Origin of the sequence: Marinobacter halophilus (genome assembly GCF_003007685.1) — a bacterium.
GTDB lineage: Bacteria > Pseudomonadota > Gammaproteobacteria > Pseudomonadales > Oleiphilaceae > Marinobacter > Marinobacter halophilus.
Genome location: NZ_PXNN01000013.1, coordinates 196,134 through 218,336, shown reverse-complemented (window position 1 = coordinate 218,336; position 22,203 = coordinate 196,134). Strand labels below are relative to the sequence as shown.

General features: G+C 57.8%; 22 protein-coding genes. 14 read left to right on the top strand and 8 right to left on the bottom strand.

What is annotated here, in order from left to right; translation table 11 throughout:
- The first annotated feature begins 64 nt into the window (after window positions 1–64).
- From hflX to C7H08_RS10855, 5 genes are all read left to right on the top strand, one after another.
- On the top strand, window positions 65–1,357 hold the full coding sequence (gene hflX / locus C7H08_RS10875) for a ribosome rescue GTPase HflX (RefSeq protein WP_227663243.1): 1,293 nt from the start codon (window positions 65–67) through the stop codon (window positions 1,355–1,357).
- A gap of 87 nt (window positions 1,358–1,444) precedes the next feature.
- On the top strand, window positions 1,445–2,641 hold the full coding sequence (gene hflK / locus C7H08_RS10870; RefSeq protein WP_106671763.1) for an FtsH protease activity modulator HflK: 1,197 nt from the start codon (window positions 1,445–1,447) through the stop codon (window positions 2,639–2,641).
- A 1-nt stretch (window position 2,642) separates the two neighbouring features.
- A complete protein-coding gene (hflC, locus tag C7H08_RS10865) occupies window positions 2,643–3,518 on the top strand; it encodes a protease modulator HflC (RefSeq protein WP_106671762.1) in 876 nt (291 codons plus the stop codon).
- Window positions 3,519–3,693: 175 nt separating this feature from the next.
- Window positions 3,694–4,875: an ATP phosphoribosyltransferase regulatory subunit gene (locus C7H08_RS10860; RefSeq protein ID WP_106671761.1), complete on the top strand. Its 1,182-nt coding sequence runs from the start codon at window positions 3,694–3,696 to the stop codon at window positions 4,873–4,875.
- A gap of 74 nt (window positions 4,876–4,949) precedes the next feature.
- A complete protein-coding gene (locus C7H08_RS10855; protein WP_106671760.1) occupies window positions 4,950–6,245 on the top strand; it encodes an adenylosuccinate synthase in 1,296 nt (431 codons plus the stop codon).
- 86 nt (window positions 6,246–6,331) lie between these two features.
- Here C7H08_RS10855 and cmoB read toward each other — a convergent pair whose 3' ends face one another.
- Genes cmoB through C7H08_RS10830 form a run of 5 tightly spaced genes read right to left on the bottom strand, consistent with a single transcriptional unit; the run spans window position 6,332 to window position 9,930 of the window.
- On the bottom strand, window positions 6,332–7,324 hold the full coding sequence (gene cmoB / locus C7H08_RS10850) for a tRNA 5-methoxyuridine(34)/uridine 5-oxyacetic acid(34) synthase CmoB (RefSeq protein ID WP_106671759.1): 993 nt from the start codon (window positions 7,322–7,324) through the stop codon (window positions 6,332–6,334).
- Between the two features lie 20 nt (window positions 7,325–7,344).
- Window positions 7,345–8,103, bottom strand: a complete 759-nt coding sequence (cmoA, locus tag C7H08_RS10845; protein ID WP_106671758.1) for a carboxy-S-adenosyl-L-methionine synthase CmoA — start codon at window positions 8,101–8,103, stop codon at window positions 7,345–7,347.
- The gene (locus C7H08_RS10840; protein WP_106671757.1) at window positions 8,096–8,461 is read right to left on the bottom strand and encodes a PA3694 family proteiin; all 366 of its coding nucleotides are present in this window, start codon (window positions 8,459–8,461) and stop codon (window positions 8,096–8,098) included. Before C7H08_RS10840 ends, cmoA begins: the two co-directional genes overlap by 8 nt.
- A 21-nt stretch (window positions 8,462–8,482) precedes the next feature.
- On the bottom strand, window positions 8,483–9,502 hold the full coding sequence (locus tag C7H08_RS10835) for a serine/threonine protein kinase (RefSeq protein ID WP_106671756.1): 1,020 nt from the start codon (window positions 9,500–9,502) through the stop codon (window positions 8,483–8,485).
- A 5-nt stretch (window positions 9,503–9,507) separates the two neighbouring features.
- On the bottom strand, window positions 9,508–9,930 hold the full coding sequence (locus C7H08_RS10830) for a hypothetical protein (protein WP_106671755.1): 423 nt from the start codon (window positions 9,928–9,930) through the stop codon (window positions 9,508–9,510).
- Between the two features lie 123 nt (window positions 9,931–10,053).
- Here C7H08_RS10830 and C7H08_RS10825 point away from each other — a divergent pair, with 123 nt between their 5' ends.
- Window positions 10,054–11,172, top strand: coding sequence for an NAD(P)/FAD-dependent oxidoreductase (locus C7H08_RS10825; protein WP_165793955.1), 1,119 nt, complete (start codon window positions 10,054–10,056; stop codon window positions 11,170–11,172).
- Here the strand turns inward: C7H08_RS10825 and C7H08_RS10820 are convergent.
- Window positions 11,169–11,897 (bottom strand): ComF family protein, encoded by a 729-nt coding sequence (locus C7H08_RS10820; RefSeq protein ID WP_106671754.1) that lies wholly within the window; start codon window positions 11,895–11,897, stop codon window positions 11,169–11,171. The two genes, C7H08_RS10825 and C7H08_RS10820, sit on opposite strands and share 4 nt — an antisense overlap.
- A 51-nt stretch (window positions 11,898–11,948) precedes the next feature.
- On the opposite strand from C7H08_RS10820, the gene bioB reads away from it, so the two are divergent.
- The 8 genes from bioB (at window position 11,949) to C7H08_RS10780 (ending at window position 20,988) form a co-directional block, all read left to right on the top strand.
- Window positions 11,949–13,007, top strand: coding sequence for a biotin synthase BioB (gene bioB, locus C7H08_RS10815; RefSeq protein ID WP_106671753.1), 1,059 nt, complete (start codon window positions 11,949–11,951; stop codon window positions 13,005–13,007).
- A gap of 83 nt (window positions 13,008–13,090) precedes the next feature.
- On the top strand, window positions 13,091–14,278 hold the full coding sequence (gene bioF, locus C7H08_RS10810) for an 8-amino-7-oxononanoate synthase (protein WP_106671752.1): 1,188 nt from the start codon (window positions 13,091–13,093) through the stop codon (window positions 14,276–14,278).
- A 2-nt stretch (window positions 14,279–14,280) separates the two neighbouring features.
- Window positions 14,281–15,105, top strand: coding sequence for a malonyl-ACP O-methyltransferase BioC (bioC, locus tag C7H08_RS10805; RefSeq protein ID WP_188445228.1), 825 nt, complete (start codon window positions 14,281–14,283; stop codon window positions 15,103–15,105).
- 98 nt (window positions 15,106–15,203) lie between these two features.
- A complete protein-coding gene (bioD, locus tag C7H08_RS10800; RefSeq protein WP_106671750.1) occupies window positions 15,204–15,908 on the top strand; it encodes a dethiobiotin synthase in 705 nt (234 codons plus the stop codon).
- Window positions 15,909–15,958: 50 nt separating this feature from the next.
- Window positions 15,959–16,198, top strand: coding sequence for a flagellar basal body rod C-terminal domain-containing protein (locus C7H08_RS10795; protein ID WP_106671749.1), 240 nt, complete (start codon window positions 15,959–15,961; stop codon window positions 16,196–16,198).
- Window positions 16,199–16,215: 17 nt separating this feature from the next.
- On the top strand, window positions 16,216–16,929 hold the full coding sequence (locus tag C7H08_RS10790; protein ID WP_106671748.1) for a putative metalloprotease CJM1_0395 family protein: 714 nt from the start codon (window positions 16,216–16,218) through the stop codon (window positions 16,927–16,929).
- A gap of 235 nt (window positions 16,930–17,164) precedes the next feature.
- Window positions 17,165–18,964, top strand: coding sequence for an acyl-CoA dehydrogenase C-terminal domain-containing protein (locus C7H08_RS10785; protein WP_106671747.1), 1,800 nt, complete (start codon window positions 17,165–17,167; stop codon window positions 18,962–18,964).
- A gap of 233 nt (window positions 18,965–19,197) precedes the next feature.
- Window positions 19,198–20,988 (top strand): acyl-CoA dehydrogenase C-terminal domain-containing protein, encoded by a 1,791-nt coding sequence (locus tag C7H08_RS10780; RefSeq protein ID WP_106671746.1) that lies wholly within the window; start codon window positions 19,198–19,200, stop codon window positions 20,986–20,988.
- A gap of 71 nt (window positions 20,989–21,059) precedes the next feature.
- Here C7H08_RS10780 and C7H08_RS10775 read toward each other — a convergent pair whose 3' ends face one another.
- Entirely contained in the window at window positions 21,060–21,695 is a 636-nt protein-coding gene (locus tag C7H08_RS10775; protein ID WP_106671745.1) for an endonuclease, read from the bottom strand.
- A gap of 190 nt (window positions 21,696–21,885) precedes the next feature.
- Window positions 21,886–22,149, bottom strand: coding sequence for a hypothetical protein (locus C7H08_RS10770; protein WP_106671744.1), 264 nt, complete (start codon window positions 22,147–22,149; stop codon window positions 21,886–21,888).
- Window positions 22,150–22,203 lie beyond the last annotated feature (54 nt).

Here is a 22,203-nt window from a genome sequence, read left to right as displayed (position 1 = left end):
CGCGTTCCAGGACAGCCTAAGAGCTCGAATGGCCGCGGGTGTTTGTTTTTATGGAGCTTGAACTATCTTGTTTGAACGTCCTGACGTTGGTGAGCGGGCGATTCTCGTCCACATAGAATTTACAGCACACGATGACACTGAAGACCCCGGTGAGTTTCGGGAACTGGTGACGTCGGCTGGTGTTGAACCGATGACCATGGTGACCGGCACTCGCAAACAGCCAAGCCCGAGACTGTTTGTGGGTGATGGCAAGCTGGAAGAAATCCGGGATGCCGTGGCAGCCTACGAGGCCGATGTCGTTTTGTTCAATCACGCCCTGAAACCCAGTCAAGAGCGAAACATTGAACGGGAACTTCAGTGCCGCGTACTGGACCGCACCGGGGTTATTCTCGACATTTTTGCCCAGCGTGCCCGCACCCACGAAGGCAAGCTGCAGGTTGAGCTTGCACAACTCGAGCACATGTCGACTCGTCTGATCCGTGGCTGGACGCACCTTGAGCGCCAGAAGGGCGGTATTGGCCTGCGAGGCCCGGGTGAAACCCAGCTTGAAACAGATCGTCGGCTGCTCCGGGAGCGTATAAAGTCTATTAACAAGCGTCTCGAGAAGGTCCGCAAACAGCGTGACCAGGGGCGTCGGGCGCGCAAACGGGCGGATATTCCGACGGTGTCACTGGTGGGTTACACCAACGCTGGAAAATCCACTTTATTCAACCGAATTACCACCGCCAGCGTATATGCTGCTGATCAGTTGTTTGCCACGCTCGATCCGACACTGCGTCGTCTGGAACTTCCGGACATAGGACTGGTCGTAATGGCGGATACGGTCGGTTTCATACGGCATCTGCCGCACAAGCTGGTTGAAGCGTTCAGGGCAACCCTTGAAGAAACGACACAGGCAACGCTGTTGCTGCACGTGATTGACAGCTATGACGAGCGCCGGGATGACAACATTGAGCAAGTGGAAAGTGTGCTTGCGGAAATCGGTGCAGATGAAATCCCCATGCTGCAAGTGTTTAACAAGATTGACTTGCTGGACGACTTCGAGCCGCGTATAGACCGTAACGAGGAGGGTGTTCCGGTACGTGCCTGGGTATCAGCGGTGACCGGGCAAGGGTTGGACATGCTGTTCGATGCCGTTGTTGAACGACTGGCGGAAGACGTGATACATCACTTCGTGCTGCTGGGCCCGGCAGATGGCAAGCTCAGAGCGTTATTGCACGAAGCCGGATCGGTGCTTAGTGAAGAGCACAGGGAAACGGGTGATTCGGTGGTAGAAGTACGGCTGCAAAATCGCGACTGGTTACAGTTGCTGAGTCGTGCTGGAATAAGCGCTGCATCGGTCCGCCTGGAAGATTGATCAGCATGAATACCTCAAACTGTTGCCGGGGCCTTCATAAATCCCTAGTATTTGCAGCCATTCGATAATACATGAACGGAGAGAATTATGGCCTGGAATGAACCGGGTGGAAACCGCAACGATAACGATCCCTGGGGAACCGGTGGTGGTCGTCGCGGCAATGATCAGGGGCCACCAGACCTGGACGAGGCCCTGAAGAAGGGTCTGGACAAGCTGAACCGGATGCTGGGTGGCAAAGGCGGCAAGTCAGGTAAATCGGGTGGTGGAAGCAGTTCTGGCGGCGGTGCAGGTGGCTTTGGTGCCATTATCGCGATCGCAGCCATTCTTGTGATCGGTTACGTGGTGGTTCAGTCGTTCTACACCGTAGATGCGCAGGAACGTGCGGTTGTTCTGCGATTCGGTGAATACAGCACCACCGAAGATCCGGGCCTGCGTTTCAAGGTGCCCCTGATTGATAGCGTGTTCAAGGTTGGTGTTACCAATGTCCGCACTGCGCAGTCTAGTGGCCAGATGCTGACCATGGATGAAAACCTGGTGACAGTGGAATTGCAGGTCCAGTACCGCGTGGGTGATGCCCGCGCTTATGTACTGAACGTTCGGGATTCCAACGAAGCCCTTGCTTTCGCCACCGACAGTGCGCTGCGTCATGAAGTGGGCAGTTCATCTCTCGATGAGGTGCTGACCGAAGGCCGTGCCGAACTCGGGGTTAGGGTTGAGCAACGTTTGCAGAGCTTCTTGCGTGATTACGGCACGGGCCTCGAAATCGTTCGGGTGAACGTCGAGAGTACCCAGCCACCACCGGCCGTGCAGGACGCGTTCCGTGAAGTCCAGCGGGCCCGTGAGGACGAGCAGCGCCTGAAAGAAGAGGCCGAAACCTACCGCAACCGGATCGTACCGGAAGCTCGTGGTCAGGCTCAGCGCATGATCGAGGAAGCGAACGGATACCTGACTCAGGTGGTTGAGCGTGCTCGTGGTGAAAGTTCTCGTTTCACCCAACTGTTGGAGGTCTACCAAATGTCCCCCGAGGTTACCCGTGAGCGGATGTATATCCAGACCATTGAAGAGGTGCTGGCCAACAGCAGCAAGATCTTTATCGACACCGAAAGCAGCAGCAACATGATGTACCTGCCGCTTGATCGGCTGATGCAAGGCACCGGTGGTGCAACCGGTGGCTCTGGGTCGTCTGGCAGCAGAACCGACCAGGCAGAAATCGGCACCCTGACCGATCAGGTGTTGCAGGAATTGCGTACGCGTCAGGACACTAACACTCGGAGGAGCAGATAATATGGGACCCAAAGCTATAGTGGGCCTGGCAGGCGCTCTGATTGTTGTCCTGCTGGTGCTGTCGACCGTATATATCATTCCGGAAACCCATCGTGGCGTGAAGTTGCGCTTTGGTGAGCTGGTTCAGACGGACATTCAGGCGGGCTTGCACTTCAAGGCACCGGTCATTGATCAGATCCGGGAGTTTGATGTCCGGGTTTTGACCATGGATCTCCCCTCCCGTCAGTACCTGACGGTTGAGAAGAAGCCATTGGATGTTGATTCTTACGTCGCCTGGCGTATTCGCGACGTCGACCAGTACTATCGGGCGACCGGCGGTGACGAGTTCCGTGCCCGCTCGTTGATCCTGTCTCGGGTCGATAATGGTCTGCGTGACGCGTTTGGTATCCGGACCATGCATGAAGTGGTGTCTGGTCAGCGGGATGAGCTGATGCTCCAGTTGCGCGACCTTACCAACGAGACCGCTGGCGACGAGCTCGGTATCGAGATTGTCGATGTCCGGGTGAAAGCCATTGAGTTCCCCGGCCAGGTCAGTGAAAACGTCTATCGCCGTATGGCGACCGAGCGTGAAAAGCTGGCTCAGGAATTCCGTTCGCGAGGTCAGGAGCTGGCTGAAGGTATTCGGGCTGACGCTGACCGCCAAAAGGTAGTTACCCTGGCAAACGCTTTTGCCGAGGCCGAGGAAACTCGTGGTCAGGGCGATCGGCAGGCTGCTGAAATCTACGCAAACGCTTACGGTACCGACCAGGAGTTCTACAGTTTCTACCGTAGTCTGCAGGCCTATCGTAATACGTTTGCGGGTAAGGATGACATCATGGTCATCGACGCAGACAGCGCATTCATGAGGTTCCTGAAGGACCCGATGGGCGCGAACTGATTGCCCCGACAATGACCAAAAACCGGAATACCTCGGTATTCCGGTTTTTTTGTGTCTGTCAAAGGTGTAGAATTTCGCCGGTTTTGCTTCGGGTTTTCCAGACCCTGGCACCTTAAATCCTGAGTCATTCCCCCGGTTATTGTGCCGGCGCTGGAAAAACGGACGACAGAATCTCATGACTGTATCTGATCGCTGGTTACTGCCTGACGGGGTGGAAGACATTTTGCCGCCGCTGGCCGGACAGATCGAATCGCTTCGGCGGGATGTAATGGATACTTGCCAGCGCTGGGGCTACCAGCTGGTGATTCCACCGCTGATTGAATACCTTGAATCACTCTTTACTGGCACGGGGCATGACCTGGAGCTGCAGACCTTCAAGCTGACCGATCAGCTGACCGGGCGCATGATGGGCGTGCGCGCCGATATGACACCCCAGGCCGCCCGCATTGACGCCCACACGCTCGGGCAGGAAGGTATCACTCGCCTGTGCTACGCCGGGCATGTACTGCACACCCGCCCGCGCCACATGTTGACTGGTCGTACTCCGATTCAGGCCGGTTGTGAGCTGTTCGGCAGCGCCTCGGAGGCGGCTGATCTGGAAGTCATCAGCCTTATGTTGGAGGCCTTGAGAGTGGCTGGACTGCGCCGGGTTCACCTTGATCTGGCCCATGTGTCGATTTACGAAAGCCTGATCAACGAAGCCGGCTTTGACCGCGACACCGAAGTGGCTGTGTTTGACGCCATGGCGCGGAAATCGGTGCCGGAGCTGGATGCCTTGTTGGGTGATAGCCCCGCTGGCTCCGCTGGTGAGCGGTTGCGTAAGCTGGCACGGGTCAGCGGTGGTATCGAGGCGCTGAACGATGCGCGTGCGATCCTCAGCGGTGCGTCGGTGGCGCTGGATGCCGCTCTGGACCAGCTGGGCCGGGTCGCGGATATGCTGGCCAGGGATTTCCCGGAAGTGGACCTGGGTTTCGATTTCTGCGAACTGCGTGGTTACAACTATCACACCGGCCTGGTTTTTGCGGCTTACGTGCCGGGCCATGGTGATGCCGTGGGTAAAGGCGGCCGGTACGACGCCATTGGCAGCGATTTTGGTCGTGCTCGTCCGGCAACCGGTTTCAGCCTGGATATCCGGGCACTGGCATCCCTGGGCGAAAGGCCGTCAAAGCACGCTGGCGCTATCTGGGCCCCGGCGGTGGATGATCCGTCGCTTGAAGGCGTAATTTCCGGCCTGAGAATGACCGAGACGGTGGTGCGGGCCCTGCCGGATGATACCGGGGCAAACCCTGCGGAGCGGGGTTGTGATCGCCAGTTGCGCAAACAGGATGGCAAATGGGTAGTCGAGGCACTGGTCTGAATCGCCTGACGACTGTTTTTCGGATTAAATTTGCAGGACGTGAGCCGTCGGCTCGTCTGAATTGAGAGAGAATCATGGGTAAAAACGTTGTTGTGCTGGGTACCCAGTGGGGTGATGAAGGCAAGGGCAAAATTGTTGACTTGCTGACAGACAAAGTGGCGGCGGTCGTCCGTTTTCAGGGCGGTCACAATGCCGGACACACGCTGGTGATTGAAGGCAAAAAGACGGCTTTGCACCTGATTCCCTCGGGCATCCTGCGCAAGAAAGTGCACTGCCTGATTGGTAATGGCGTGGTTCTGTCGCCGGAAGCCTTGCTGAAAGAAGTGCGTGAACTGGAGGCCAACGGTGTGGCGGTTCGTGATCGCCTGAAAATCAGCCTGGCCTGCCCAATCATCCTGCGCACCCACGTTCGTATTGACCAGGCGCGTGAGCGCGCCAAGGGTAATGACAAGATTGGCACCACCGGTCGCGGTATTGGCCCGGCCTACGAGGACAAGGTGTCCCGCCGGGGCGTTCGCCTGGGTGATCTCTATAATATGGCCAGTTTTGAGGTCAAACTGCGGGAGATCATGTCATACCACAACTTCGTGCTGACCCAGTACTTCAAGGAAGAAGCCGAAGACATCGACGCCGCGTTGGCGGAACTCAAGCTGATGAGCGAAGAAATTCTGCCGATGGCGGCGGATGTTACCGATATCCTGCACGACTACCGCAAGCGTGGTGAACACATCCTGTTTGAAGGCGCCCAGGGCTCCCTGCTGGACATCGATCTGGGTACTTATCCGTTCGTAACCTCGTCCAACACCACCGCCGGTGGCACCGCCACCGGATCCGGTTTTGGCCCGCTGTATCTGGACTATGTTCTGGGCATCACCAAGGCTTACACCACCCGGGTGGGTTCTGGTCCGTTCCCGACCGAGCTGTTTGATGATATGGGTCAGCACCTGGCGGTCAAAGGCAACGAGGTGGGCACCACCACCGGACGTTCACGCCGCTGTGGCTGGTTTGATGCGGTTGCTTTGCGCCATGCTATCCAGATCAACAGTGTGTCTGGCATCTGCCTGACCAAGCTGGACGTTCTGGACGGCCTGGACACCGTGAGGGTGTGCGTTGGCTACAAGACTCCGAAGGGTGAAATCACCCGTCCGCCCATCGGTTGCGACAGCTATAACGACATTGAGCCGGTGTACGAGGAGCTGCCTGGCTGGAGCGAAAGCACTGTGGGTCTGACCACGGTCGAGCAGCTACCGGAAAATGCCAAGGCTTATATCCGCTTCCTCGAAGAGCAGATTGAGGCGCCGATCGACATTATCTCCACCGGCCCTGACCGGGTTGAGACGATAATCCTGCGCCATCCGTTCGGAGCGTAATCTCCGACGATAGAAAAAACCGCCTGCGGCTCGTGCTTCAGGCGGTTTTTTTGTTTATTGGGCAGGTTAATCAGGCGCAGGCTGATTCAGGGCTTTTCAGCGATGATGGTCGCTCGTTTGGGCCCGGGATAGCCCTCGATGGTTTTGCTCGGGTCAGCCGGGTCGAGGAAGTCTGCCAGTGAATTAAAGCGCATCCAGTCGGTTTGGCGTTGCTCGTCGGTGGTGGTTGCGCTGACGTCGACCACGCGGGCGTTGCGAAATCCGGCCCGGTCCAGCCACCGCAGCAGAGTGGCGCAGCTGGGCAAAAACCAGACGTTGCGCATCTGCCCGTAACGGTCTTCCGGCATCAGGCTGTGGCCTTCCGGCCCGTCCACCACCAGGGTTTCCAGTACCAGTTCACCGCCACGGCGCAAGGTGCCTTTGAGCTCCAGCAGATGGTCCAGCGGCGACCGACGGTGGTAGAGCACGCCCATGGAGAAGGTGGTGTCAAACAGCCCCAGGTCCTTAGGCAAGTCTTCCATCTTCACTGGTAATAGGTCTACCGGAGTCGCGCCCAGATAGCGTTTGACCGCCAGAAACTGAAACAGGAACAGCAGCCCCGGATCAATCCCCACCACGTGCCGCGCTCCGGCACCGGCCATGCGCCAGCAGTGGTAGCCAGAACCGCAGCCAACGTCGAGGATGGTGCGGCCGTCAAGGTCCGCCAGGTGCGGTGCCACCCGGTCCCATTTCCAGTCCGAGCGCCATTCGGTGTCGATGTAAGTCCCGAAGAAATCGAACGGCCCTTTGCGCCAGGGCATCAGCCCGCGCAGGCCTTGCTCCAGGAGTTCTGCTTGGCGTGCATCCAGGGCACCGGGTGCTGCCAGGGTGATGGCAGACTGGCTCAGGTCGACAGAGGCACCATCAACCTGTGGTAGATTGTCCAGCGCCGCCTGCCAGCGGGCCATATCGCCGTGGGGGTTGTCCTCAAAACGACGGGTCATCTGCTGAGTCAGCAGGTCGGCCCAGAGAGCCTGGTCGGATTGCCGCAGATAAGTAATAAACGGGGTGAAGTGTTGTCGCCAGTCAAAAGATGCCATGGGGGAGTCGTGTCCTGGAATCAGCGGGTTTTGATCGCCAGCATGGAAACAAAATTGAAGCACTGATACCACACCAGTACCTGATCGAAACCGGCGTTCAGCAGTCGTTCACGGTGCGCGGCCAGCGTCTCTGGAATCAGGACTTTCTCGATCGCCGCGCGCTTCTGGCTGATTTCCAGATCCGAATAGCCGTTGGCCCGCTTAAACTCGTGGTGCAGGCGAGTCTGGATGTCTTGCTCACAATCCGACTCAAAGCGGACCTTTTCGGACAGAATCAGCACGCCGCCCGGAAGCGTAGCGTCAGCAATGCGGGTGAGCAGGTTGAGCCGGTGCTCCGGTGGCACAAACTGCAGGGTGAAGTTCAGCGTGGTTACCGCAGCCTGGTTCAACTCAGTGTTCAGCAGGTCCTCGCAGCGCAGGGTGACGGGAAGCTCGTGGTCATCCAGCGCAATATAATGTTCGCAGCGTTCGATCATAGCACTGGAGTTGTCTACCCCCACCAGTGTGCAATCCGGGTAGGGGATGCCGTGACGCATGGCCAGGGTGGAGGCGCCCAATGAGCAGCCAAGGTCATAACAATTCGAGCCAGGCTGCGCGTACTGCTCGGTGATCACTTCGATCATCGGAATAATCGTAGTGTAACCGGGTACTGAGCGGCGGATCATGTCGGGGAAGACCCGGGCCACGGAGGCGTCGAACCGGAAGTCTTCCGGATTGCGCTCGGTGGCAAACAGCCGGTCCGTTATCTGCTCCGGTGCTCTGGCCTTGCCCTCAGTCATTGCTGCGCTCGTCTGAGTTGGCGGCCGGGTTCGGGTCCATAGGTGAGGGCCGCTGGCACCTGACGCCACGGTTTTTGTAGTCCACCAGAATGCCCCGAAACGACGGGTCAACATCGGCGGCGATGGCCAGATAGCCATCTTCACAGGCCGCATGCAACTCTGAGGACTTGCGGGACATGCGGAAGCTGTCGCCCGGCTGGATGTGAATGGCCTTGAAGTCACCCACCGGCACGTGATCCTTGTGCTCGGTATGGTCAATACGGCCGCTGAGCTCCAGCACCAATACAGTGGCAATGATGGTTACAATGCCGGTGACAATAAGGCTGCGGACGGTATAACGGGCTTCGTTATCGTTCATGGATACCTCTTATCAGAAAGTTTAGAACTGCCCGGGCAGGCTGATGGCGGGCTCTTGCAGGGCGCCCAGCTGTTCACGCAGGGCCAGGATTTGATCTGACCAGTACCGGGGCTGGGCAAACCAGGGAAAGAAGCGGGGGAAGGCCGGGTCTTCCCAGCGCCGTGCCAGCCACGCACAATGGGCAATCTGGCGATAGCAACGCAGGGGTTCGATCAGATGGCGCTCACGCCGGTTAAAGTCCCGGAACATCTCGTAGCCTTCCAGTAGCTCACCCAGTTGATGGCCTTTTTCAATCGATTCGCCGTTCAGTAACAACCACATGTCCTGTACCGCAGGCCCGGTGCGACAATCGTCCAGATCGACGAATAGCATGGTTTCATCCCGGCACAGAATGTTGCCCGCATGGCAGTCACCGTGAATTCTCAGGGTATCTACCTGGCCGGCATCCGCCATGCGCTGCTGACAGCCGGCAATTAAGTCGGGAATCAGGCTGTCCCAGGCCGGGCGCAGGTCATTTGGAATCCAGCCGCCGCTGATCAACAGCTCGTTATGTTTGATGATGCCGTCAATCAGGTCAAACCCGGGCCGGTGCTTGAAAGCTTTGCGGGCGCCGAAGTTGTGCATCTGACCGAGCCATTGGCCGAGGCGGTACAGGGTATCGGTAACGCTGGTGTCCGGTGCCTGGCCTCCGCGCTGGGGGAAGACCGCGAACAGGAAATCGTTGTCCTGGCCCAGTGAGTCGCCGCCGGGCATGACCAGTGGTGCAATGACCGGGATGTCGGCTTGCTGCAGCTCGAGAGAAAATTCGTGCTCTTCCCGAATGGCAGCCTCAGACCAGCGGCCCGGACGATAAAATTTGGCTATCACTGGAGGAGCGTTTTCCAGCCCGATCTGATAGACCCGGTTCTCGTAGCTGTTCAGGGCAAACAACCGACCGCTGACCTCAAAGCCGGCCTCTTCAAGGGTGCCCAGAATCACTTCAGGCGTCAGCGTATCGTAAGGATGAGTTGATGATGTTGGTTCAGAAGGCTCATGTTGCATAGAATTCAGAAGGCCGTGTCGAATCGAGATTTCATGGATTGCAGATGGTACCAGTTTTCGTCCAGTTCCCACCGAACACGTTTGACACCGGCTGCCGCCAGCACCACATCACCGGCCCGGGCTTGAACCTGAGCCAGCTCACGTTCTGCTCTCTGCCAGTCCCGGTGCGTATCGGCAAGGTGTCGCATACCTGGGAATACTGTAGCCAGAGCTTGTTGCGTTGACACCGAATGAGACCGAAGTGAACTGATTACCGCAGTGTCTCCCTCAACCCGGAGCACCCGGTGCTGGTAGGGATAGCTGGCGACTGTGGTGTCTGCCATGAGCCGGTCATTAAGACTGATTACCTCAAAGCCACGCCAGCCAATCCAGCTGACAAATAGAGCGGCGACTACCATGACTGTTATGAATTGCTTCCTGTCCGACATAACTCAAGCTCCGTGCATCCCATTGCGGATGGGATAAAGTATAACGGTTCTGAGGGTACAGGTAATGCAGCCGGGCTCCATCTGCGGTAATTTCCTGGTTTTGGCACCGATAAATGGTCAGATATGGTGAGTACTGAAAGCTACAGTGTGCAGACAGTGGTAATTGGGGCGGGGGTAATCGGCCTGGCTATTGGCCGTGAACTGGCCCGAAGTGGTCGGGAAGTGCTGGTGCTGGAGGCCGGGCCACGCTTTGGTGAGGGTATCTCGTCCCGCAACAGCGAGGTTATTCACGCGGGCATTTACTACCCTGAACATTCTCTCAAAGCTGGGCTGTGTGTCCGCGGCCGTCAGCTATTGTATGACTACTGCATCAGCCACAAAGTTAGCCATCGCAAGTGCGGAAAGTGGATTATCGCTTCGGATCAGGCTCAGGCTGAACGGCTCTGCGATATCCGGCGGCAGGCCGAGAGCAACGGTGTGGCGTTGACACTGGCAGATGGCAAAGCGTTGGCCGGTCAGATACCTGACATCAACGCCAGCGCCGGTCTTTGGTCTGCAGAAACCGGAATCATCAACAGCCATGGCCTGATGTTGTCTCTACTGGGTGAGCTGGAAGATGCCGGAGGCCAGCTGGTGCTCAACAGCCCCGTTGTGCAGGCGGAGTCCGTCGACGGGTGCCATCGGCTGATGTTGGTCGGCAAGCCCGCTGTTGTCCTGAAGACTCGTGAGGTAATCAATGCCGCCGGCCTTGGCGCCGCGGCACTTGCCGGTAACTGGATTGGACTGCCGGCCTCGGCCAGGCCCAGGCAGTGGCTGGCTCGCGGTGTCTATTTCAGCTATGGCGGCAAGCACCCGTTCAATACCTTGATCTACCCACTGCCTGAGCCTGGTGGCCTTGGTGTGCATCTAACGCTGGATCTGGCAGGCCAGGCCCGCTTCGGCCCGGATGTAGAATGGATAGATGAGGAAGATTACACGGTCAACCCCGATCGCATTCACGCATTTTTCGAGGGTATCGGCAAATGGTGGCCGGGCCTGGATCAATCCCGGTTGCAGCCCGCTTACGCCGGTATCCGGCCAAAGTTGACCGGCCCCGAGGGAGACTTCTCGGATTTCCGGATCGACGGCCCTGAACAACATGGCATTGCCGGTTTGATCAACCTTTTTGGCATTGAGTCACCGGGGCTGACGTCGTGTCTGGCCCTGGCTGAGTACGTGAGGGTCAGGCTCGATGAGCACTAGCCGGGGGTGCGTGCCAGCGCCCAGACTTGAATATCACGGGCGCCGGCCTCTGCCAGGGCGCGCGCCAGAATCCGCACGGTGGCGCCGGTGGTGACCACATCATCGACAATGGCGACCCGCGCTGGCACGGCTTCTGCGACCTGAAAGACATTGGCCAGGTTTGCCAGTCGCCCGGCCCGGTTCAGCCCACGCTGCGCGTTCACTCGCCGGTTTCGTCGAACGGCATTCGCGGCTACCGGAATGTCCAGTCGGGCGCCGACAAATTCCGCAATGTCCTGAGCCTGATTGAAGCCCCGCTGCCAGCGCCTTAGCCAGTGCATCGGGGCCGGGATCAAAACATCCGGGCGATCGCCGGGCAGTAACTGCTGTTCCAGAAATTGACTGAAGTCGGTCAGCAGGGGGCGCACGAACTTGCGGTGGCCATGGTATTTGTAACGGCCAATCATGCCGTCCACCGGGAACTGGTAGCGCCAGGGAATCCGAGACCTGGAAAAGGGCGGTGGCGAGGTCTGGCATTCGCCGCAGCGCATTCCCTCAGTGGCGAAGGCCAGGGGCAGGGCGCAGGTGTGGCAGTGCCAGCGGTTGATCGGCAAATCGTCACGACAGCCCTGGCAAAGCCCGTGGCTGGCGTGTGGTGACAGGCAGGTGACGCAGCGGCCACCTTGTTTGGCGCTGTTAACCTTTCGTTCAATGAAGGTTGACAGAGAGTTCAGTCCGTTTATCATCTCGGTTTATCCGTAAACCCAAAACCTCGCGAAGGTTAACAGGACTTTGCCATGACCGCCACAGCGCTGCGCCACGACTGGACACTTCAGGAAGCCCGGGATCTTTTTAACCTGCCGTTCAACGACTTGTTGTTTCGGGCTCAAACCGTTCACCGTGAGCATTTTGATCCGAACGAGGTGCAGGTCAGCACCTTGTTATCCATCAAGACCGGTGCCTGCCCGGAAGACTGCAAGTATTGCCCCCAGAGCGGTCATTACAACACTGGCCTGGAAAAAGAGAAGCTGCTGGAAATCGAGAAAGTGGTGGCTGAGGCGCGTGCCGCTAAGCAAAAAGGGGCGTCCCGATTCTGTATGGGCGCGGCCTGGCGCAGCCCGTCCAAGAAAGACATGCCTTATGTGCTGGACATGGTGAAGCAGGTTAAGTCGTTGGGCATGGAAACCTGTATGACCCTGGGCATGCTGCAAGAGGAAGAGGCCCGGGAACTGGCCGACGCTGGTCTGGATTATTACAACCACAATCTGGACACCTCGGAGAAGTACTACAGCCATATTATTACGACGCGTACCTATCAGGACCGCCTGGACACGCTGGATAACGTGCGCAAGGCGGGTATGAAAGTGTGTTGCGGTGGCATCCTGGGCATGGGTGAAGACGAGGACGATCGGGTTGGCTTGTTGGTGCAGCTGGCGAATCTGCCGCAGCACCCGGAGAGTGTGCCGGTGAATATGCTGGTGAAGGTGAAGGGTACGCCACTGGAGAATGTGGAGGATCTGGAGCCGTTTGAGTTTATTCGGATGCTGGCGGTGGCGCGGATTATGATGCCTGCGTCGCATGTGCGGTTGTCCGCGGGCCGGGAGCAAATGAATGAGCAGATGCAAGCGTTATGCTTCTTCGCTGGTGCGAATTCGATTTTCTATGGCGAGAAGTTGCTGACCACGTCGAATCCGGAGGCGGATGCGGATATGCAGTTGTTCGCCAAGCTGGGGATTCGGCCTGAGCAGCGGGAGCAGTGTGCGACCGAGGCGCAGGAAGAAGAGGTGCTGGCCGAGGCCGTCGAATATGAGGCCACCAGGCACATGTTCTATGACGCGACTCGCGAGTCGGCCTGATCTTTCAGGCCTTCCCCGACCCTCACGTTCGAGCTCCGTGCGGGTTTCAATGACGGTTTGTTCTGATTGGCTGTGCGGTTGATATGCGTGATTTTGCCCACGAAATTGAACAACGGAAACAGGCCGGTCTCTACCGGACTCGCCGCCTGGTTTCCGGCCCTCAACAGCCGGAGCTGATCGCGGATGGCAAGTCGTTGTTGTCGTTCTGCAGTAATGATTATCTGGGTCTCGCCAATCACCCACGCAATATCGACGCCCTGACCAATGCCCTGCCGGAAACCGGGCTCGGCGGTGCGGCGTCGCATCTGGTGTGTGGTCATCATCAGTCTCATCATCAATTGGAGCAGCGCCTGGCGGCGTTTACCCAGCGCAGTGCGGCGTTGTTTTTTTCGACCGGGTACATGGCCAATTTGGGCGTGATCTCGGCGCTGGCGGGTCGTGGTGATACGATTTTTTCGGATCGCCTGAACCATGCGTCGATTATCGATGGCTGCATTCTGAGCCGGGCCCGGGCGCGGCGTTATGCCCATGGCGATGTGGCAGCGTTGGCGGCCATGCTGGCGGAGACGTCCGGACACAAGCTGGTGGTGACGGACGGGGTGTTCAGTATGGACGGCGATGTGGCGCCGTTGAAGGACCTGGCCCGGGTCTGCAAGGCCCACGACGCGCTGCTGGTGGTGGACGATGCCCACGGCATTGGCGTGCTGGGTCCTCAGGGCCGGGGCAGTGTATTGGCGGCCGGGTTGTCGGAAGACGAGGTGCCGGTGCTGATCGGCACGCTGGGCAAGGCGGTGGGTACCAGTGGCGCGTTTGTGGCAGGGCCGGCGGTGTTGATGGATTATCTGGTGCAGAAGGCCCGGACCTACATTTACACCACGGCGATGCCGCCGGCGCTGGCGGCGGCGACCTGTGCCAGCCTGGACCTGATCGAGGCGGACGACCCGCGGCGGCAACACCTCAGTGAATTGATTGTGCATTTTCGGGCCGGGGCGGAGCAGCTGGGATATCATTTGATGCCGTCGCAATCGCCAATCCAGCCCATTCTAGTCGGTGGTAATCAGGAAACCCTGGCGCTGAGCCAGGCTCTGGAGCAACAGGGTGTTCTGGTTACCGCTATTCGGCCACCGACGGTGCCGGAAGGTCAGGCTAGACTGCGGGTGACCTTGAGTGCTGTGCATAGTTTTGAGCAGGTTGACCGGTTGCTGAACGCCTTGGCACAAAGTCGGGCGCTGCTCCCGGGTAGTGATTACCAGAAAACGGTGGCGGTTTGAACGTGTTCACCGACCTGTCCGAAATCACCCCTGCCGATGGAGATTCCGGCACCAAGCAGTCGATCGCGCGTGGCTTTGGCGGGGCCAGCCGCACTTACGACAGCGCGTCGCGCCTGCAAAAAACCATGGGCGACGCCATGCTCGTTAATATTCCGGGTAATCTGTCGCCCCAAGCCATACTCGATCTGGGCTGTGGTACCGGCTGGTTTACCCGTAAGCTCGCCGTCACGTATCCGAATGCTGCGATCACCGGCGCCGATCTCGCTCCGGGCATGATCGAGCAGGCCAGAACCACCGGCCCAGACATTGCCGCCTGGCTCAACGCCGATGCCGAACAACTGCCGTTGGCGGACCAGAGCGTTGACCTGATCTTCAGTAACCTGATGATTCAGTGGAGCCGCCGCCCTGACGTTGTTCTTGCCGAGTGCCGAAGAGTCCTGAAGCCCGGCGGAGTTCTGGTTGTTTCAACACTGCTTGATGGCACCCTGAGGGAGCTCAAACAAGCCTGGGCCAAAGTGGATCCGGGGCAAGCCCATGTCAACCGGTTTGCCTCAGAGGAAGATTGGCGAGCTTTGACGGCAGACACCTTGCCTGATTCTGAGCTGGAGGTGAATTCCATTATTCTGCGCTACGATTCACCGATGGCACTGAACCGGGAACTGAAAGATCTCGGGGCGGGTTTCAAGGGTGAAGAAAGACGCCGAACGGCTACGGCCCCGGGACGGTTTAGGGCCATGTGCCGGGCTTTTCCCGGAAGCGATGACAGCGGTGTTTTGGTGACTTACGAGGCAGGCTGGTTGTATTGGTTAAAGCCCTACTCTGCATAGGGCTTCTCCGTCGACATTGGTTCAAAGCAGACTACACTTCGATGACATGGGGTGAGGGTGTCACACCCCCATCCTGCACCCAGAACGAGACCACCCAGATGGCAAAGAAAACCTATTTTGTAACCGGCACCGACACCGGTGTGGGCAAAACCATCGCTGCTGCAGCGATTCTGGAAGCGGCAAAGGCGGCGGGCAAGCGCACCCTGGCCATGAAGCCGATTGCCTCAGGCTGCGACCAGACCGGGGAAGGCCTGCGGAATGAAGACGCCCTCATGCTTCAGGCAGCTATGACCGAAGACGTTGCTTACGACACCATCAACCCCATTGCCCTGGAGCCCGCCATTGCGCCCCATGTAGCAGCAGAGCAGGCCGGCAAACTCCTTACGGCCCAGCGCCTTATCGGTTTCTGCCGTGGCTTGCAGATTCGCCCGGCCGATCTCATGCTCATTGAGGGAGCCGGCGGCTGGCGGGTACCTCTGAACGACCGGGAAAGCTACTCGGCGGTCCCGCGCGAACTGGGGTTGGATGTCATTCTGGTGGTACCGCTCAAACTGGGCTGCATCAACCATGCCCTGCTCACCGCCGAAGCCATCCGCGCCGATGGTCTGTTTGTGGCGGGTTGGGTGGGCAACCATCCCGAGGCTGAGGCCATGAGCTGCGAACAGGAAACCCTGAACTACCTGAGTGTGCACCTTGGCGCCGCGTGTCTCGGTGTTCTGCCCTGGATGGAATCCACGTCTACCGCCCGGTTGCCTGAAATGTTGGCGGGCTACCTGAATATCAAACCTCTGATTGAAATTTGACCAAGATTGTGCGTAAATAAAATCAATTGATCGTCACAGGAAGCTCCGGCGTGATCAACAATACTCTTTCTCTTGGCATACAAGGTATTCGGGACGGCATGGCGGGCATGGAAAATGCGGCCCGTACAATTGCTCGCGGCGGTGTTGATGGCCCTCAGGGTAATGCTGCTGGCAACCTGGCCGAACCACTGATTGACATGATTCTCTACGAACGCAGTGTCGAAGCTTCCGCCCAAGTGGTCAAAACGGCCGACGAGACCCTCGGTACCCTTCTGGATATCCGGGCCTGACCGAAGTTGACGGTACTGTGAATTTGCTCCCCTCTATTTCTCCGGTTTACCCCACTGTCCCGGGCGCTGCGACCGCAACCAACAGCAGCGTTGCGCCGTCTGGCTCGGGTGGTGTATCCGGTGAAGGCTTTGCAACGGATTCGGGCGACGCCACACGGGGTGTCGAGCAGGCTCCCGAAAGCCGGTCCGATAACACCGCGACTGACAAGGAAGGGGATGCGCAGCCCAACCCGCAAGGGCTTGAGGAAGCCCAGCTCAAAGAGCTTGCCGATCTTAAGGCCCGGGATCGAGAGGTGCGCGCTCACGAAGCTGCGCACCAGGCGGTTGGCGGGCAATACGCCGGGGCTATGTCATTTACCTATCAGCGGGGGCCTGACGGCGCGCAATATGCGGTCGGTGGTGAGGTCCCGATAGACGTTTCCCCGGTGGCGGGCGATCCTCAAGCTACCGTTGAGAAGATGCGGGTTGTGCGCGCGGCCGCCATGGCCCCGGCGCAGCCATCTGCGCAAGATCGCGCGGTGGCAGCCCAAGCCATGCAAACTATGTTGCAGGCGCAGTCTGAAATGGCTGTTGGCGACGAGGGTCAGCAAGCTGGTGCAGCGGCTGCGTCATCGGCGGATGGAGACCAGGATGGACCGACCGCTAATGGCCGGCAAGCGAATGAGACCTACCGAAGCATTTTCGCTATGCAGACTGGTGCCCCCGAATCCGTCACCTCAGTGTTTGCCTGAACCCCTCTGTTCCTGAGCCCCGGCGCTCATTTCTAATGTCTTTTCCCTCTGCTTTCGGGACACACATCGCAACACAATTTTTAACCAGGGCTATTGACAATTCTGTGCTACAAAACGTATGTTTCAAACAAGTGTTTAATTAAGGCCGTGATGCAGTGCATCATGGTTTCTGAGCAAAACCAAGGCCGAAAGCTGTTATTCAAGTCAGCCTAGGCCGAGAACCGAGGTGGATTCCATGCCTGAATACAAAGCGCCCCTGCGTGATATCAAATTTGTTATGACCGAGCTGCTGAACAGCGAGCAGCACTACACCAATCTGGAAGGTGCCGAAGACGCCACTCCGGATATGGTGGATGCCATTATCCAGGAAGGTGCAAAGTTCTGTGAGCAGGTAGTGTCTCCGCTGAACCGAGTCGGTGATATTGAAGGCTGTGTCTGGAGCGAAGACGGTGTTAAAACGCCGACCGGCTTCAAAGAAGCCTACCAACAGTACATCGAAGGCGGCTGGCCTTCGATGACCGCCGATACCAACTACGGCGGCCAGGGTTTGCCGAGCTCCCTGGGTATCGTGATGAGTGAAATGATGGGTACCTGTAACTGGTCCTTTGGCATGTACCCCGGCCTCAGCCATGGTGCCACCAACACCATCGAAGAGCATGGTACCGAAGAGCAGAAGCAGACGTACCTCACCAAGCTGATCAGCGGTGAGTGGACAGGCACCATGTGTTTGACTGAGTCACACTGTGGTTCTGATCTGGGCACCCTACGCACCAAGGCTGAGCCGAACGCTGACGGTACCTACAGCATCACCGGCACCAAAATCTTCATCTCTGCCGGTGAGCACGACATGGCCGAGAACATCGTCCATATCGTTCTGGCTCGCCTGCCGGGCGCTCCGGAAGGTACCAAAGGTATCTCCCTGTTTATCGTTCCCAAGTGCCTGCCTAACGAAGACGGCTCTGCCGGCGATCGCAATGCGGTTTCCTGTGGTTCCATCGAGCACAAGATGGGCATCCACGGTAACGCCACCTGCGTAATGAACTTCGACGGCGCCAAAGGCTGGCTGATCGGGCCTGAGAACAAGGGCCTGAACTGCATGTTCACGTTCATGAACGTCGCCCGTATCGGTACTGCGATCCAGGGTCTGGGTGCTGCCGAGCTTGGCTTCCAGGGTTCCCTGACCTACGCCAAAGACCGTCTGGCCATGCGCTCACTGAGCGGTGCCAAGAACCCGGACGGTATTGCCGATCCGATCATTGTTCATCCGGACGTGCGTCGTATGCTGCTGACCCAGAAAGCAGTCGCCGAAGGCGCCCGTGCTCTGATTTACTTGACCGCCCAGCAGGCTGATATCGTTCAGCGCGGCAAAACCGCTGAAGAGCGCAAGGCTGCTGATGAAGCTCTGGGCTTCCTGACCCCGATTGCCAAAGCATTCCTGACCGAAATCGGTTACGAAGCTGCCAACCTGGGTATGCAGGTCTACGGTGGTCACGGTTTCATCGCTGAGTGGGGCATGGAACAAAACGTACGTGATGCCCGTATCGGCATGATCTACGAAGGCACCACCGGTATTCAGGCGCTGGACCTGCTGGGTCGTAAAGTGTTGATGACCCAGGGCGAATCTCTGAAAGGCTTCACCAAGCAGGTGCACGTGTTCTGCAAAGAAAACGCGGACAACGAACAAATGAAAGAGTTTATCGAGCCGCTGGCTGCGATCAACAAGGAGTGGGGCGACCTGACGATGAAGATCGGTATGACCGCGATGAAGGACCGTGAAGAAGTCGGTGCCGCTGCGGTTGATTACCTGATGTACTCCGGTTACGCCGTGTTTGCCTACCTGTGGGCACGCATGGCCAAGGTAGCTCTGGACAAAATGGCGGATGGCACCTCGGAAGAGATGTTCTACAACGCCAAGGTCCAGACCGCACGCTTCTACTTCAAGCGTCTGTTGCCGCGCACCAAGACCCACGCAGAAACCATGCTGGCGGGTTCCGGTAGCCTGCTGGACATGCCAGAAGAAGCCTTCGCCCTCTAAGGCTGGGGTTGCTATCTGGTTGATGGCACAGAAAAAGCCCGTTCTCCGTCAGGAGACGGGCTTTTTTCATGAGTCGGTGGCGTGTTTTGAGGTAGAATAATGCGCCACAGAACAACAACCTTGTTTCGGACACATAGCCGAGCGGGTGGACGCAATCCGGCCTTCATTATTTAAGAAGGCGTTTGTCGGGTCGTCCTCCCAAAGTGACTGACTGAATTTCTGGAGAGTTTTACATGGCTGATTACCAGGCACCCCTTCGTGACATGCGTTTCGTGCTTAACGAAGTGTTTGATGCGCCCTCCCTGTGGGCATCACTGCCCAAGATTGCTGACAACGTGGATCCTGATACCGCGGATGCGATCCTCGAAGAGGCCGGCAAAATTACCGGCGGCGTCCTGGCACCCCTGAACCGTGAAGCGGATGAGCAGGGCTGCAAGTGGAATGATGGCGAAGTGACCAGTCCGGAGGGTTTCAAAGAAGCCTACCAGACCATCGTTGAGGGTGGTTGGAACGGTCTGGGTGGTAACCCCGACTTCGGCGGCATGGGCATGCCGAAAACTCTGGTCGCCCAGTTTGAAGAAATGATGCAAGGCGCCAATATGGCGTTCGGCCTGGCCCCGATGCTGACCGCCGGTGCCTGCCTGGCGCTGGATGCTCACGGCAGCCAAGAATTGAAAGAAAGGTACCTGCCCAACATGTATTCCGGTGTCTGGTCCGGCGCCATGGATCTGACCGAGCCGCATGCGGGTACCGATCTTGGTATTATCCGCACCAAGGCCGAGCCCAACGATGACGGATCCTACAATGTCACCGGCACCAAGATCTTTATTACCTGGGGCGAGCACGACCTGGCAGAGAACATTGTCCACCTGGTACTGGCGAAACTGCCGAATGCCCCGAAAGGCCCCAAGGGCATCTCCCTGTTTCTGGTGCCCAAGTTCATGGTGAACGAAGACGGTTCCCTGGGCGAGCGCAACAGCTTCAGCTGTGGCTCCATCGAGAAGAAGATGGGCATCAAGGCCTCGGCGACCTGCGTGATGAACTTCGACGGCGCCAAAGGCTGGCTGGTCGGTGAAGAAAACAAGGGCCTGGCCGCCATGTTTACCATGATGAACTACGAACGCCTCGGTGTTGGCATTCAAGGCATTGGTGCGGCGGAAGCCTCCTTGCAGAACGCCCGTGAATACGCCAACGACCGCATCCAGAGCCGTGCTCCCACCGGTGCCCAGCAGCCAGAAAAGGCCGCTGACCCGATCCTGGTGCACCCGGACGTACGTCGCATGCTGCTGACTATGAAAGGCTACGTTGAAGGCGGCCGGACATTCTCCACCTACGTTGCCAAATGGCTGGACATTTCCAAGTACGCGGAAGACGATGAGCGTCGCCAGCACGCCGAAGGCATGGTCGCGCTACTGACTCCGGTCGCTAAAGCCTTCCTGACCGATCGCGGCCTGGAAACCACCATCATTGGCCAGCAGGTTTTCGGTGGTCACGGCTTTATCCGTGAGTGGGGCCAGGAACAGCTGGTGCGTGATTGCCGCATCACCCAGATCTACGAAGGCACCAATGGCATCCAGGCCATGGACCTGATGGGGCGCAAGGTTGTGGGCAGCCAGGGCAAGTTCTATGAACTGTTCGCTCAGGACGTTGCTGCGTTTATTGAAGAAAACAGCACTGATCCCGCTCTCAGGCCGTACCTGGAGCCGTTGGCAGCTGCTCTGGAGCGCCTGTCTGACGTTACCGAACACGTGATCAATCAGGCCACTGACAACCCCAATGCTGTTGGCGCCGCCGCCGTGGACTACCTGGACATGTTCGGTTATACCGCACTGGCGTTCATGTGGGCCAAGTCGGTCAAAGCCGCCGCACCGAAGGCTGAGGGCGACACCTCCGGCTTCTACACCGGCAAGCTAAAAACCGCACGTTTCTACTTCGATCGCCTGTTGCCGAAGACAGTGTCCCTGGCCGAAGGCATTCGCAGCGGAAGCGAGTCGATGATGGCTCTGGCCGCTAACGAAATCTAACCAGATTTCGCTAATCCGAAAACAAAAAAGCAGGCCCTGGTGGCCTGCTTTTTTGTGGGCAAACATTAAATTTAAAGCCGATTCATCAACCCTGGGTTGGTCACAAACGGATTCTCATTGCCCTGAAGCTCCGCTATCTGACGATGCCGGGCAAGCTCCTTGTCACTCGGCGGATCCAGCTCATGCCAGCCCTCAAACACCGCGGTGGCGCCAAGCAAGGGTAGCCCATACGTCTCGGCCATATACGCTACGGTCCGCGCAACATCGCCTTTGACATGCTCCGGCGGCTCAAAGAACTGCGCACTCTCTCGAATGCCACAATCATCGACCCTGGCAGCATCGCCCAGGTTCTCGTAACGGACACTGCGCCGGCGCATCTCCACACGCGTTCTCACCGGCACGATATTATGCAGATCAGAGCTGATCTGGCGGTAACGATTGTCTTGCGAGCACTGGCTTGATGTGCCGCAAGCCAGTGCCGTGCGAACGTCAGCCAACGGATAGACATAGCCATCCGTCATCACAAAACCTTTGTTGGTAAAAGACGTATCACAGAAGAAAGAGTTGCCGCCACCAGCGTAGAGGTCGCCCCAGAACTGATCGCGAACGACCGTTTCCGGGTCACTGAAACGGGTATTCTGGCCAATCACGAAGTTGGTCGCTAGGGCAAGTGTTAGGGCAATTGGAACGGAGATTATTTTTTTCATGGGGCCATAATACCTCACATTGTGTACCAAAGGCCGTGGCCACCGCGACGAGCGGTTGCTGGCAAAATGAACAATCTGACTAAAGTATGACGGGTTGTTCATTCTTTGATGTGAAGTATGGCACAGAGGTGAAACGAATCGACCCTCCGTGCCGGTCTTTCCTGAAATAAATTGTTAACCAGTTAACAATTTATTTCAGTTTGTTGCGTATGTTCTGATAGCCCGTTTTCACTTCTTCACCCAGTTTCCGAGCTGTTTCGCGGGCTTCATGACTGGCATCATCGGCATCATGAATTACCTGGTCGAGCTTCTGGCGTACTTTTTCCCACTCCTGTTCAAGATCATCCCATTCGTCTTTTACGTCTTCCCTGGCCAGGTGCAGCTGTACCTTTGCTTCGTCGCGGTACTGTTTGATCTTGTCCGACAGTTTTTTAAAATCGTCTTGCAGGCTCATATCGAATCTCTTTCCCTGATGAGGTGATTTGGAAGAGTTACAATGCGCCTAATG